We start from the raw sequence: 12769 nt of genomic DNA on the forward strand, positions 1-12769 counted from the left end.
CCGCGCGGACCTCCATGACCGACCAGCCTGATTATAAGTCCACCGTTTTCCTGCCCGTGACCGACTTTCCGATGAAGGCGGGTCTTGCGCAGAAGGAACCGGCCATCCTCGCGCGTTGGGAGGAAATGGACCTCTACGGCAAGCTGCGGGAGCGGCGGAAAGGTCGCGAACGCTTCATCCTGCATGACGGCCCGCCCTACGCCAATGGCGACATCCATATGGGCCATGCGATGAACAAGGTGCTGAAGGATATCATCGTCCGAAGCCAGTCGCTGCTCGGCAAGGACGCGCCCTATGTGCCCGGCTGGGACTGCCACGGCCTTCCGATCGAATGGAAGATCGAGGAGGAATATCGCAAGAAAAAGCAGAATAAGGACGAGGTTCCGGCCCAGGAATTCCGCGCCCAGTGCCGCGCCTATGCGGACAAGTGGGTCGGCGTTCAGAAGGAGCAGTTCAAGCGCCTTGGCGTCATGGGCGACTGGGATGATCCCTATCTCACCATGAAGTTCGATGCCGAAGCTACCATCGTTTCAGAACTGCTGAAGTTCGCTGAAAGCGGCCAGCTTTATCGCGGCGCGAAGCCCGTCATGTGGTCCCCGGTCGAAAAAACCGCGCTGGCCGAGGCGGAAGTCGAATATGAGGACATCGTCTCGACCCAGATCGACGTGGCGTTCGAGATTGTCGAAGCGCCGAACGCGCCGGAACTGGTCGGCGCGCATGCGGTGATCTGGACGACCACGGCCTGGACGATTCCGGTCAATCAGGCTTTGGCTTATGGGCCGGAGGTCGACTATGTGCTGCTGGAAGGCGAGGGGCGGAAGTTCATCGTTGCCGAAGCCCTGATCGGCGCTTTCAAGGAACGCTCGGGCTTCGTCCACGCCCAACCGCACAAGCATTTCAAGGGCGCGGATCTGGCGGGAGCTGTCGCCCGCCACCCAATGCACCATCTCGGCGGCTTCTTCGCAAAGCCTCGCCCCTTTCTCGCGGGCGATTTCGTCACTACCGACGCGGGCACCGGCCTAGTCCACATGGCCCCCGACCATGGCGAGGACGACTTCGCGCTCTGCAAGACGAACGGCATCAACCCCGTCTTTGCCGTCGAGAATGATGGCAAATATCGCGAGGACTGGCTCTGGCTCGGCGGTCAGGGATCCGTCATCAACCCGAAATTCGTCGGCAAGGACGGCCCGATCTGCACCGACCTGCGGGAAGCGGGCGGGCTGCTCGCCGCCTCCGACGATTTCAAGCACAGCTACCCCCATAGCTGGCGCTCCAAGGCGAAGATCATCTTCCGCTGCACCCCGCAATGGTTCATCCCCATGGACCGTGCGATCAGCGATGGCGTCATCCCACGCTGCGCCGAGGAAGAAGCGATCCTCGCCCGCCAGAGCAACGGCGCGACCCTGCGCGGCACTGCGCTCGACGCCATCGAGAACACCCGCTGGGTGCCGGAGCGCTCGATCAACCGCATCCGCTCGATGGTGGAGGGCCGCCCCGATTGGGTGATCAGCCGCCAGCGCGCATGGGGCGTACCCATCGCGCTTTATGTGCATCGCAAGACTGGCGAATATCTTGTTGATAAGGCAGTCAATGCCCGCATCATCGAAGCATTCAAGGGTGCAGGTGCAGACGCATGGTTCGGCGCGGATCATCAGGCGTTGCTCGGCCCCGATTACGACCTTAACGACTATGAGGTGGTGAACGACATTCTCGACGTCTGGTTCGACAGCGGCTCGACCCACAGCTTCGTGGTCGAAGGCCGTTACGGCCCCGATGCCCGCGCCGACCTCTATCTAGAAGGCTCCGACCAGCATCGCGGCTGGTTCCAGTCCTCGCTGCTCGAAAGCAGCGGCACTCGGGGCCGCGCGCCCTATGACGCCGTCCTCACCCACGGCTTCGCGCTGGACGGGCAGGGTCGGAAAATGTCGAAGAGCCTCGGCAATGTGGTCGATCCGCTGAAGGTCATCGCAGAGAGCGGCTCCGACATATTGCGCGTCTGGGTCGCCAGCACCGATTATTTCGACGATGTCCGCATCGGCAAGGAAGTGCTGGCCGGTTCCTCCGACGCCTATCGGAAACTTCGCAATACATTCCGTTACTTGCTCGGTGCTCTTTCCGATTTTTCCGAAGAAGAAAAGCTGCCCGTCAACGAAATGCCGGAGCTGGAGCGCTACATGCTCCACCTGCTCGCCAGGCTCGACATGGACCTCAAGGCTGTGGTCGACAAAGCGGCCGACAGCGAAAACTGGCTGGAATTCAGCCGCTACACCCGCGCGCTGTTCGACTTCGCCAATAGCGACTTGTCCGCCTTCTTCTTCGATATCCGCAAGGACTGCCTCTATTGCGATGCGAAGGCAGATCTCAAGCGCCGTGCCTATCGCACCGTGCTGGACACGCTGTTCCACGCGCTGGTCCGCTACGCCGCGCCGATCATCCCCTTCACGGCTGAGGAAGTCTGGCAAAGCCGCTATCCAAATCCCGAAGAAAGCGTCCATTTCCTGGAATGGCCGGAAGTCGATGCGACCTGGCTCGACAGCGGCCTGGACGACAAATGGACCGGGCTGCGTAGCCAGCGCAATCAGGTCAACGAAGCCATCGAACCCCTCCGCCGCGAAAAGGTGATCCGCTCCAGTCTGGAGGCCGACGTCACGATGGGCGAGCAGGTTCCCAGCGACGGTGTGAACTTCGCCGAAATCGCCATCGTGGCGCGCATCGAAACGGGGGTAGGCGACGGCATCGTCGTCAAGCCCAGCGACTGGCATAAATGCGGCCGATGCTGGCGTTTGCTGCCGGAGGTGGAGGAGGACGGCGCGCTATGCAATCGTTGCGACGAAGTGCTTGGCGCATGATCTTTAGTCTGTCCTACAGTCGCCGCGCCGGGCTATACGCCGGGCGCACTGCTTAATGGCGCATTTCAGGGGTTTCCTCGTGTCACTATCGTCACTCAAATCCTGCGGCGCGCGTAGCTGATGGTCGCCGTCAATCATCGCCCGCTCGGGTTGACGGTGGCGATCGTCACTTTGGCGCTCGACCAGCTGATCAAATATACCGTGGCTTATCCGCTGGCGCTTAAAAGCCGGATGGACGAGGGGATCGAAATCCTGCCGATCTTCCGCCTGCGCTGGCTGGAAAATCGCGGCGTTTCGATGGGTTTCTTCCACGCCGACACGGACATGATGCGTTGGATACTGGTCGGCATGACAATGCTGATCGCCGGTTTCGTGGGCGTGTGGATGTGGCGCGAAAAGGCGCGGCAGGATGTCGCTGCGCTAGGCCTCGTACTGGGCGGCGCGATTGGCAATATCGTGGACCGAATCAGGCTGGGCTATGTGATCGACTATGCAGACCTGCATTTTGGTGAATGGCGGCCTTTCCTGATTTTCAACCTCGCCGACGCGGCCATCACTTTCGGGGTGCTGATCCTTCTTGCGCGGGCGCTCCTGCTGCGCGAGAAGGGCGCAAAGACGGAGTCATTGAACTGATGCGTAAACTGATCCTCGCCGCTGGCCTGATTTCCTTGCTGTCCGCTTGCGGCGGTGGCGGCGGCCTTTTCAACCGTTCGCGGCCCGATGAGTTCGCTGTGTCGCGTCAGGCTCCCTTGGTGATCCCGCCCGATTATGCGCTCGTCCCGCCCGCGCCGGGCACGCCCGCCGCCGCGACCGTCGATTCCGGCCGCGCCGCGATGGACGCGATGTTCGGCGGTCCCGCTCAGCGCAGTGCGGCTGAAAGCTCGGCGCTGACGGCTGCGGGGCGCGACAATGCCGCGGCGGGCATTCGCTCGTCGGTTGGCGACCCCGGCACCGAGGTCGTTGATAAGGGCGCGACCACTCGCGAAATCATCGCTGCCCCCGAGGGTGACGGTCAGGACGCCCGCGCCGCAATCCCGCAGCCATGATCAATATGACGGCTTGAGGCTGGTTTTCGACAAAAGGTCGTGAACCGGCCTATAGGCTTGCCCGATGGCTGGTTCAGGGTAGAGGGTTGGTGATCGCCACGCGAAACCAGGTTCCGATCTTCTCCTGATCGATGGATGCGCCCCCGACCTGTTCGGCGGGTGTGTCGATTTCGATCAGGCGCGTGCTTCGGTGCCGATTCCGGGGCTGTTGTGGCGAAGAGCCGTCAGCACAGTATCCACGACCGCTGCGGCGTCCAGTCGTGCATTGGCATATTGCACTTCCGGCTTGTCCTGATCCTGGAAGATGTCCGGCAGCCGCATCGTCCGCAGCTTGAGGCCATTGTCGATCAGCCCCAGGTCGCTCGCCAGTGTGAGCACGTGGGCGCCGAGGCCGCCAATGGCGCCTTCCTCGATCGTGACGGCAACTTCGTGGGTCGTCAGCAGGCGGCGGATCATCGCTTCATCCAGCGGCTTCGCAAAACGGAGATCTGCTACTGTGGTCGATAGTCCCTTGGCCTCCAGCACTTCCGCAGCCTTCAGCGCTTCTTCAAGCCGTGTTCCAAGCGAGAGAATGGCGACCTGCCGCCCTTCGCGGACGATTCGGCCCTTGCCGATTTCCAGCCGCTCGGGAATTTCCGGCATCGGTACGCCGAGGCCGTTGCCACGGGGATAGCGGACGGCAATCGGGCCATCGTCGTGCATGGCGCAGGTGTGCACCATGTGCACCAGTTCGGCCTCGTCAGCCGCAGCCATCACCACCATGTTGGGCAGGGTGGCGAGATAGGTGATGTCGAAACTGCCCGCATGCGTCGAACCGTCAGCGCCCACCAAGCCCGCGCGATCGATTGCGAACCGCACCGGCAAATTCTGGATCGCGACATCATGAACAACCTGATCATAGGCGCGCTGCAGGAAGGTTGAATAAATGGCGCAGAAGGGACGCATGCCCTGGGCGGCAAGCCCCGCCGCGAAGGTCACGGCATGCTGTTCGGCGATTCCCACATCGAAGGAGCGAGTAGGGAAGGCCTGCGCGAATTTGTCGAGGCCGGTGCCTGACGGCATGGCTGCCGTGATCGCGCAGATGCTGTCGTCGCGATGCGCTTCGGCGACCAGCGCATTGGCGAAGACGGTGGTGTAGCTCGGCGGGCCGGGAGGCGCTTTTGCCTGGGTTCCGGTGATAACGTCGAATTTCTGAACGCCATGATATTTGTCGGCCGCGGCTTCGGCAGGGGCATATCCCTTGCCCTTCTGCGTGACAACATGGATCAGGCAGGGGCCTTCAGCCGCATCGCGGACATTTTCCAGGACGGGGATCAACTGATCCAGATTATGTCCGTCGACCGGGCCGACATAATAGAAGCCCAGTTCCTCAAACAGCGTGCCGCCCATTGCCATGCCACGCGCAAACTCATCGGTCTTGCGAGCGGCATTGTGAAGCGGGCGAGGCAGCCTTCGCGCGAGGCGCTTGGCAAGATCACGCAGGCCCAGGAACTCGCGGCTCGACACGAGTCGAGCAAGATAAGCCGACAGTCCGCCCACGGGTGGCGCGATCGACATGTCGTTGTCGTTCAGGATGACGATCAGGCGATTTCCGGCTTCCCGCGCATTGTTCATAGCCTCATAGGCCATGCCCGCCGACATGGCTCCGTCGCCGATGACCGCAATGCCCTTGCCCGGCTTACCCGCGAGCTTGCTGGCGACCGCAAAGCCGAGCGCGGCGCTAATCGACGTCGAACTGTGCGCAGCGCCAAAAGGATCATATTCGCTTTCCGCCCGCTTGGTGAAGCCGGACAGGCCCCCGCCTTGCCGCAGCGTGCGAATGCGATCGCGCCGACCGGTCAGTATCTTATGAGGATAGCATTGATGGCCGACGTCCCAGACCAGCTTGTCGTTGGGCGTGTCGAACACATAATGGATGGCGGTAGTCAGTTCGACGACGCCAAGCCCCGATCCCAGATGGCCACCTGTTACGCCAACGGCGGAAATCACTTCCTGCCGAAGTTCGTCAGCGAGTTGGTCAAGCTGCTCCGGCTTCAGCGCGCGCAGGTCCGACGGCCAGACAACCTGGTCGAGGAGCGGGGTGGATGGGCGATCATTCATGAAAGACATAGACTCCCAAGCGCGCTAGGCCGTTCCGGGTGAAAGCGCAACGCTCGCTTCACGCCATGCACTTGGCGCAGGTTCCCAAAATTTCGATGACAGGCCGCTCGGCGCGGAAGCCCTCATGCTCCGCGACCGCGCGAACATCGCCGGTGACCACGTCGTTATCGACATGCGTGGCTTCCTTGCAGTTACGGCAAACAAGGAAGATGCAGTCATGGTGGCAGCCGGGATGGGCGTTAGCGATATACGCGTTGGCGCTTTCCACCCGCATCGCGATGTTGTTCGTCACGAACAGATCGAGAATGCGGTAAACGCTGTTGGGCGCGACACGCTTTCCCCGTGCCTTTGAGACATGGTCGGCGATATCATAGGCTGATGTCGGCTTTTCTTCTGCCGCCAGCGCATCGAAAATTGCGGCCCGCATCGGCGTCCACTGCTCATTTTGCGCTTCAAGCGTGATGCGCGCCGCGTCGGCAAGGCTGGACCCGGTCGGCTCATGATGGTGATGATGATGTTCGGCCATGTAGGTCAATCTATGCCTGGGTGCTGGTTCGGACAAGGGCGGGTCTGTCAGGCGCGCCAATAGAGCCAGGCGGCCCACAACCAGCCCGCGATCATCAAGGTTCCACCAATGGGCGTAATCGCACCCAGCCAGCGCGGGGCGCCTGCGGCCATGGCGTAGAGGGTGAAGGCGAAGATCGCGGCGCCTGTCAGGAGCAGCGCCGCAGGACCGCGTGCCTGGCTGGCCAGGGTAAGCGCGGCTACGGCGTGGATGAGCTGGTAAAGACAGCCAGTCCGAAGCCACTCGGCCGCTTGCGGGCTGGAAGCGCCATGGGCGCCGAAAGCGCCGGCTGCGATGCCGAAAGCCGCAGACAAGGCAGCCAAAATCGCGATCATGCCTTTTCCTCCTCCTCTCCCCGCGCGATCAGGCGCATGCGGCGGCCAGGCCGGAACATCAGATCCTTTGCGGCCAGCAAAGTGCCCTGTTCGCCTTGCACGGTCAGCCGCTCCGCATCATTCGCGCGATATTGTCGCTCAACTTCTTCAATCTCCGCTTGCGGGACGCCCAAAGTCTCCATTGCCTGAACGCCCATGCAAATGGCGGATTCGAACACCTCGCGAACGACGCCCGCGAGATCCATGTCCCTGAGCGCGAGTAGCTGCCGCCGATCAAAGGCGCGGACGAGAAGCGCAGCCTGAGGGAATGCTTCTGCGATAGGTTCAAGCATCCGGCTGTCGAATGACGGATCGTCGTGACAGAAGGCGATCAATCGTGCTTCCTCCGCTCCAGACCGGCGCAGCAGGTCCATGCGGGTGCCGTCGCCATAATATACCTTCATGTCGAACCGGCTGGAAACCTCGATCTGCGCGGGCTTCTTGTCGATCAAAACGACTTCGAACCCGTGACCCATCAGCATCTGGGCGACGGTTTGGCCAAAGCGGCCATAGCCTACGATGATCGCCGTGCCACGGGTCGCTTCGTCGGGGCCGGGAAGGTTGGCTCCGCCCTTGGGTTTGGCGAATTCGAATCGGCGGGCAATCAGCATCAGGAAGGGTGTGGTCGCCATCGAGAAGGTGACGATCGCACTGAACATGCTCGCGCCCTCTGGTGCGACTAGCATGGCATTTTGTGCCTGTGCGAACAGGACGAAGCCGAACTCCCCGCCCTGGCTGAGCAGCATGCCGGCACCCAAGGCCTGCGTCCATTCCATGCCGAACAATCTGGCAAGAGCGGCGATCAGCAGCGCTTTGGTGGCGACGAGCGCTGCCGCCATGCCGATGACGAACAAGGGATTGGCCGCGACGGTGTGCAGGTCGAGCACCATGCCGACGGCCAGGAAGAACAAGCCGAGAAGGATTGACCGAAACGGCTCAACATCAGATTCAATTTCGTGCCGGTAGGGCGAGTCGGCGAGCATAACGCCCGCCACGAAAGCGCCCAGCGCTGTAGAGAGGTGCAGCGCATGCATCAGGGCGGCTGCGGCCAGAACGGTGAACAGTCCAACCACCACGAATAGTTCCCGTTCGCCCAGTCGACCGACAAGTTGCAGCAGGGGCCGCAGGATGAAACGGCCCGCAAGGACAAGCCCTGCTATCGCGGCGACGGTGTAGCCCGCCAGCAACCATCCGGGGGGGCCTCCCGCATCGGCGGGGTTGCGCGATAGCGCGGCCACGATCGTAATCAGCGGGACGATCGACAGATCCTGAAACAGCAGGATGGAAAAGACCTTCTCACCGAAAGGCGAGTTGATGCGACCGCTGCTCTTCAGGCTGGGTAGGACCTGTGCGGTGGAAGACAGCGCCAGGGGCAGCCCGAGAGCGATTGCCGCGCCCCATGTGAAGCCGGTGGTGACGAAGATGATTGCGGTTAGCGCCAATCCGCAGATCACCACCTGGGCAAAGCCGAGGGCAAAGATATCCCGTTTCAATCGCCACAGTCGCATTGGATGCAGTTCGAGTCCGACGAGGAACAGCAGCAGGACGATGCCGATTTCCGCGATGGCGAGTTTTGATTCGGCACCCGCTACGAGTCCCAGCCCCTGAGGCCCGACCAGAGCGCCGGCGACAAGATAGCCGAGCACCGCGCCCAGCCCGAAGCGGCGGAAGAGCATGACGAACAGCACTGCCGCGCCGAGCAGTATCACGCCTTCGGTCAACAGGACGTCGGTTGCGGAGATGGGCGCGCTTGCTGCGTCTGCGGCAGGGTTGGACATTAGGCGTCTGCTATCCGGGCGGCTTCGGCAATGGCCTCAAAGCCCAGGCGGATCGATGCATGACGCGCCGGGTAGCCGCGCGCAGGTGCAAGGATCGCGAGCCCCGGCCAGAAGTCGAGGTCATCACTCTGCCCGGAAAGATAGGCGGTCAGCTTGTCGCGGGCATCCGCCAACTCATCAGCGGTCATCCCGATTGCCTGAGCCGCCATAAGCGAAGCGGAGGCCTGGCCGAGGGCGCACGCTTTGACGTCCAGTCCCAGCGCGGTCAGCTTGCCGCCCTCCATCCGTACATCTGCGGTCACGCGTGAGCCGCAGGTCGGGGAACGCTTTTCAACGCTGGCCTGCGCGTCCGGCAGCCGCTGATGATGTGGAATAGTGGCGGCAAGCCGCAATATGTCCTTGTTGTAGAGGGGAGCGCTCATCCTTGCCCCTTTAGGACAGGTCAGGCGTGGGAGGAAGGCCGCAGACTATTGCTCGTAGATAATCCGCAGCTTGGCAGCCGCCTGGGCGGCGATGCGACGGGCGCTGTCCACGTCATCGGTCAAGGCCAGCGTCACGCCCATGCGTCGGTAGGGACGCGTCGAGGGCTTGGCGAATATCCTCAGATCAACCTGTCCTTCGGAAGAGACGAGCGCGTCGGCAAGGCCTTCAACCCGGAAATCCAGCGATTCGCGATCGGCCAGCAGAACCGCAGATGCCGCAGCGCCGTGCAAGCGCACCTCTGGTATCGGCAGGCCCAGGATCGCCCGGGCATGCAGGTCGAACTCGCTGAAATTCTGGGAGATCAGCGTCACCATGCCCGTATCATGCGGGCGAGGGGACAGTTCGGAGAAGATCACATCGTCTCCCTTGACGAAGAATTCGACTCCGAAAAGGCCGTATCCACCCAGATTGTCGACGACGGCGCGCGCCATGTCCTGCGCCGCGCCGAGGGTGCGGTGCGTCATCGGTGCGGGTTGCCAGCTTTCCTGATAGTCGCCGCGTTCCTGCCGGTGGCCGATCGGCGGGCAGAAGCTGACGCCCTCGCGGCTGCGGACGGTGAGCAGGGTTATTTCATAGTCGAAATCTACGAATTCCTCCACGATCACGCGGCTGCGGTCGCCGCGCATGTTGGCGACCGCATAATCCCATGCGCTTTCCAACGCGTCTGCGGACCGCACGGTGCTCTGGCCCTTGCCGGACGATGACATGACAGGTTTGATGACGCAGGGCAGGCCGGTATGCTCTGCTCCCGCCCGCACTTCCTCCAGGCTTTCGGCGTAGCGATAACACGACGTGCGCAAACCCAGCTCCACGGCCGCGACCTCCCGGATCCGGTCGCGGTTCATCGTCATGATCGTTGCCTTCGCCGAAGGGACGACTGTCAGGCCCTGCGCCTCGACATCGGCCAGCACCTCGGTGCGGATCGCCTCGATCTCGGGGACGATATAGTCAGGCTGGTGCCGCTCGATGGCCGCGCGCAGCAGGTCGGCGTCCAGCATGGAGAAGATTTCAAAACCATCCGCTACCTGCATCGCGGGAGCGTTGGGATAGCTGTCGCAGGCGATCACCTCGCATCCGAGCCGCTTGGCGGAGATGACGAATTCCCGCCCAAGCTCGCCCGAACCAAGCAGCAATATTTTCGCGGTGAATGTCATCTTACGTCCTTCGAATCGCCCGCCTCGGCATAGGCGCATGCCGTCAGCGGTGTTCAGCGGTCAACCATCAGGGAGATGGTCCTTCATCGACCGGCAGGGTTGGCGCCAGGCGGGGCGGCGGGGTGGCGGGAACAGGCAGGGGTGGCACGGGTTCGGGCTGATCGATTGGCAGGCGGAGCTGGTTGGGGCCGATGTTGACCGACATGCCGTCCTGATCGATGCCGACGCTCATATTGCCCAGGCCGGCCTCCACGGCCACATTGGCGATGGCGTTGACCAGATCGCTGTCCTGCTCCTCCGGTGCGACTTCGGCCGGTTCGTTGATCGCGCCCGACATGAAATTGCGCCAGATGCGCGCTGGCACGCCACCGCCAGCCGCGCCGCCGGGCAGGGGAGAATTGTCGTCATTGCCGATCCACACCGCTGTGACGAGCCCGCCCGCATAACCGACAAAGATCGCATCGCGGCTGTCCTGCGTGGTGCCGGTCTTGCCGAAGGTGCTGGTACGGAGCGCCGCCGCGCTGCCCGTGCCCCGGTTCGCCGCCGATGACAGCAGATCGCGAATCATCTCCAGCTGATCCTGGCTGAAACGCTGCTGACGGCTCATGAGCCGTTCAAACCAGCCCTGCTCCTCGGGCGGCAGCCCGTGGGCGACCACGGGATAGGCCCCGGCGGCCACCGTTGCATAGGCCTGTGCCAGTTCCACCAGCGGGACTTCGGATGTGCCCAGCGCTAGGCTGAGATCTTCTGTCAGGGGCGTCGTGATGCCCAGGTCACGGGCAACCTTGATGACGGCATCGACGCCCACTTTCTGCGTCAGCCGTACCGCTGCGACATTGCTGGAAGCGGCGAAGGCCTGCCTCAGGGTGATTTTGCCGCGATATTTTCCGCCATGATTGGCGGGGCGGTAAGAGCCGGTGGTGATAGGCCGGTCTTCAACGAAATCTTCGGGCGTCATCCCCGCGCGAAAGGCTGCGAGATAAACGAATAGCTTGAAAGTCGATCCGGGCTGGCGTTTCGCTTGCACGGCCCTGTTGAAGCTGCTCCGGCGATAATCCCTGCCACCAACCATCGCGACCACGCTGCCGTCCGGCTTCATTGCCACCAGCGCGGCCTCCGCCTTGCCCAGGGGAGCGCGCCGGATCGCGGCCTCTGCCAGCCGCTGCACGCGCCAATCCAGGGTCGTGGAAACGGTCTGCGCGCCATAGACCGCACCCGCACGGTCACGCGCCTGTGGAAGAACCCAATCGGCGAAATAGGTACCGGTGGTTGAACTCGGCATTTCGCGCACGTCGAGCCGGGCAGGGCGCAAGCGATCGCGTTCGGCTTTGCTGATGTAGCCAGCCTCCACCATTGCCTGTGTCACCAGTGCGGCGCGCGCCCGCGCACCTGGCAGGTTGGTGGTGGGAGCGAGTCGGGACGGGGCCTTGAGCAGCCCTGCAAGCATGGCCGCTTGGGGGATCGTCAACCGTTCGGGCTGGCGGCTGAAATAATGCAAGGATGCGGCGCGCAGACCGTAGACATTGTCGCCGAAATAGACGTTCGACAGGTATCGCTCGAAAATCTGATCCTTGGTCAGCCAGGCTTCCAGCCAGAAAGCGATCATTGCCTCTCGCGCTTTCCGGCCGAAGGTCCGGTCGCTGGAGAGGAATATGCCTTTTGCGAGTTGCTGGGTGATGGTGCTGCCGCCTTGTGAGGAACCATCCGACCAGATGTTGTGCCAGGCGGCGCGGGCTATACCGCGCGGGTCGATCCCCCAATGACTGTAGAAGCGCCGGTCCTCGATCGCCATGAAGGCCTGCGGTACATGTTCGGGAAGGTCGGCGATCGCAACGGGCCGGTCTATCATCGCCCCGCGCCGCGCGATGAGGTGGCCGTCGGCGGACATCAGGCTCACGCTTGGCGGTGCTATCGGCTTTAGCGAGCGCGAGAGGGGCGCGGTGACAGCCAGCCATGCCATCATGAGCATCAGCAATGCCAGCATCGCCGCCATCATCCATCCGGTGATCTGCAACCGCCGCCGCCAAGGCGTGGGCGGAGGGAAGGCGCTGGGCGGTCCGGCGCCGAATTCGCGAGCCGGTTGACCGGACTGGGGGGCGGGGAGGGGGTCTCTCATCGGTCCGGTGATGCTGTATTATTCGTTTGATACAGTCAAGATTGTCCTGCCGTGGGACAACCGCACGTTAACTACGATTCGGGATGGTCGAAAAGGTAAATGAGGCGTTAACATGCAGCTATGCGAACCCGTCCACTCATCCTGACGACTGAATCGGCGCGCCATCCCTTTCGCCAGCGGTTGCCGCGGCATGTGGTGGAAGTGCGGGATGTCGCGACCCCAGAATCGGATGACAATGACTGGAAGCTGTTCCTGCTCAGCTTCGGGGCTTTCTTCACGGCGTTCTACAGCTTCATCTTCTAGA

At 62.6% G+C, this 12769-nt stretch carries 11 protein-coding genes; 4 read left to right on the plus strand and 7 right to left on the minus strand.

The genetic code is table 11. The features are described 5' to 3' along the window. Positions 1-14: 14 nt before the first annotated feature. From ileS to K663_RS06115, 3 genes are all read left to right on the plus strand, one after another. Positions 15-2849, plus strand: a complete 2835-nt coding sequence (gene ileS, locus K663_RS06105; RefSeq protein WP_062115419.1) for an isoleucine--tRNA ligase — start codon at positions 15-17, stop codon at positions 2847-2849. Between the two features lie 120 nt (positions 2850-2969). Continuing rightward, entirely contained in the window at positions 2970-3482 is a 513-nt protein-coding gene (gene lspA, locus K663_RS06110; RefSeq protein WP_062115422.1) for a signal peptidase II, read from the plus strand. After that, positions 3482-3895, plus strand: a complete 414-nt coding sequence (locus K663_RS06115) for a DUF3035 domain-containing protein (protein WP_062115425.1) — start codon at positions 3482-3484, stop codon at positions 3893-3895. Before lspA ends, K663_RS06115 begins: the two co-directional genes overlap by 1 nt. Positions 3896-4069: 174 nt before the next feature. Here the strand turns inward: K663_RS06115 and dxs are convergent, their stop codons facing one another. From dxs to K663_RS06150, 7 genes are all read right to left on the minus strand, one after another. Then, positions 4070-6004, minus strand: a complete 1935-nt coding sequence (gene dxs / locus K663_RS06120) for a 1-deoxy-D-xylulose-5-phosphate synthase (protein ID WP_201026682.1) — start codon at positions 6002-6004, stop codon at positions 4070-4072. A 49-nt stretch (positions 6005-6053) separates the two neighbouring features. After that, positions 6054-6521: a Fur family transcriptional regulator gene (locus K663_RS06125; RefSeq protein WP_037462142.1), complete on the minus strand. Its 468-nt coding sequence runs from the start codon at positions 6519-6521 to the stop codon at positions 6054-6056. Between the two features lie 47 nt (positions 6522-6568). Then, the gene (locus K663_RS06130; RefSeq protein ID WP_062115429.1) at positions 6569-6895 is read right to left on the minus strand and encodes a DUF423 domain-containing protein; all 327 of its coding nucleotides are present in this window, start codon (positions 6893-6895) and stop codon (positions 6569-6571) included. Next, positions 6892-8712 (minus strand): cation:proton antiporter domain-containing protein, encoded by a 1821-nt coding sequence (locus tag K663_RS06135; RefSeq protein ID WP_062115432.1) that lies wholly within the window; start codon positions 8710-8712, stop codon positions 6892-6894. The genes K663_RS06130 and K663_RS06135 overlap by 4 nt, the downstream gene beginning before the upstream one ends. Continuing rightward, complete coding sequence (locus tag K663_RS06140; RefSeq protein ID WP_062115435.1) at positions 8712-9134, minus strand: iron-sulfur cluster assembly scaffold protein; 423 nt, start codon at positions 9132-9134, stop codon at positions 8712-8714. The genes K663_RS06135 and K663_RS06140 overlap by 1 nt, the downstream gene beginning before the upstream one ends. Positions 9135-9179: 45 nt before the next feature. Beyond that, positions 9180-10349: a formate-dependent phosphoribosylglycinamide formyltransferase gene (purT, locus tag K663_RS06145; protein WP_062115438.1), complete on the minus strand. Its 1170-nt coding sequence runs from the start codon at positions 10347-10349 to the stop codon at positions 9180-9182. 67 nt (positions 10350-10416) lie between these two features. Beyond that, positions 10417-12465 (minus strand): transglycosylase domain-containing protein, encoded by a 2049-nt coding sequence (locus K663_RS06150; RefSeq protein ID WP_062115441.1) that lies wholly within the window; start codon positions 12463-12465, stop codon positions 10417-10419. Positions 12466-12585: 120 nt separating this feature from the next. Between K663_RS06150 and K663_RS06155 the strand changes: the two genes are divergently transcribed. Beyond that, positions 12586-12768, plus strand: a complete 183-nt coding sequence (locus tag K663_RS06155) for a hypothetical protein (RefSeq protein ID WP_062115445.1) — start codon at positions 12586-12588, stop codon at positions 12766-12768. Position 12769 lies beyond the last annotated feature (1 nt).

Source organism: Sphingobium sp. MI1205, from assembly GCF_001563285.1.
Lineage (GTDB): Bacteria > Pseudomonadota > Alphaproteobacteria > Sphingomonadales > Sphingomonadaceae > Sphingobium.